The organism is Streptomyces sp. NPDC015661 (assembly GCF_043077765.1).
Lineage (GTDB): Bacteria > Actinomycetota > Actinomycetes > Streptomycetales > Streptomycetaceae > Streptomyces.
This window is the reverse complement of record NZ_JBIBST010000029.1, coordinates 1,738-3,071: the sequence shown is the minus strand read 5'-3', so window position 1 is coordinate 3,071 and position 1,334 is coordinate 1,738. Positions and strand designations below refer to the sequence as shown.

General features: G+C 56.7%; 1 rRNA gene (running past one end of the window). It reads right to left on the bottom strand.

Annotated elements, in window-relative coordinates:
* A 23S ribosomal RNA gene (locus tag ACF07V_RS38740) occupies positions 1–1,279 on the bottom strand (it extends 1,928 nt beyond the left edge of the window).
* Positions 1,280–1,334 lie beyond the last annotated feature (55 nt).

Below are 1,334 nucleotides of genomic sequence, written 5' to 3'. Positions count from 1 at the left end.
CCTATTGCTGCAATGACACGACTTCGGCGGTACGCTTGAGCCCCGCTACATTGTCGGCGCGGAATCACTTGACCAGTGAGCTATTACGCACTCTTTCAAGGGTGGCTGCTTCTAAGCCAACCTCCTGGTTGTCTCTGCGACTCCACATCCTTTCCCACTTAGCGTACGCTTAGGGGCCTTAGTCGATGCTCTGGGCTGTTTCCCTCTCGACCATGGAGCTTATCCCCCACAGTCTCACTGCCGTGCTCTCACTTACCGGCATTCGGAGTTTGGCTAAGGTCAGTAACCCGGTAGGGCCCATCGCCTATCCAGTGCTCTACCTCCGGCAAGAAACACACGACGCTGCACCTAAATGCATTTCGGGGAGAACCAGCTATCACGGAGTTTGATTGGCCTTTCACCCCTAACCACAGGTCATCCCCCAGGTTTTCAACCCTGGTGGGTTCGGTCCTCCACGAAGTCTTACCTCCGCTTCAACCTGCCCATGGCTAGATCACTCCGCTTCGGGTCTTGAGCGTGCTACTGAATCGCCCTATTCGGACTCGCTTTCGCTACGGCTTCCCCACACGGGTTAACCTCGCAACACACCGCAAACTCGCAGGCTCATTCTTCAAAAGGCACGCAGTCACGAGATACAGCAAGCTGCATCCGACGCTCCCACGGCTTGTAGGCACACGGTTTCAGGTACTATTTCACTCCGCTCCCGCGGTACTTTTCACCATTCCCTCACGGTACTATCCGCTATCGGTCACCAGGGAATATTTAGGCTTAGCGGGTGGTCCCGCCAGATTCACACGGGATTTCTCGGGCCCCGTGCTACTTGGGTGTCTCTCAAACGAGCCGTACAGATTTCAGCTACGGGGGTCTTACCCTCTACGCCGGACCTTTCGCATGTCCTTCGCCTATCCATACGGTTTCTGACTCGTCCTGTCGCCGGCAGACGACAGAAGAGAGATCCCACAACCCCGCATGCGCAACCCCTGCCGGGTATCACACGCATACGGTTTGGCCTCATCCGGTTTCGCTCGCCACTACTCCCGGAATCACGGTTGTTTTCTCTTCCTGAGGGTACTGAGATGTTTCACTTCCCCTCGTTCCCTCCACATGCCCTATGTGTTCAGGCATGGGTGACAGCCCATGACGACTGCCGGGTTTCCCCATTCGGAAACCCCCGGATCAAAGCCTGGTTGACGGCTCCCCGGGGACTATCGTGGCCTCCCACGTCCTTCATCGGTTCCTGGTGCCAAGGCATCCACCGTGCGCCCTTAAAAACTTGGCCACAGATGCTCGCGTCCACTGTGTAGTTCTCAAACAACGACCAGCCACCCATCACC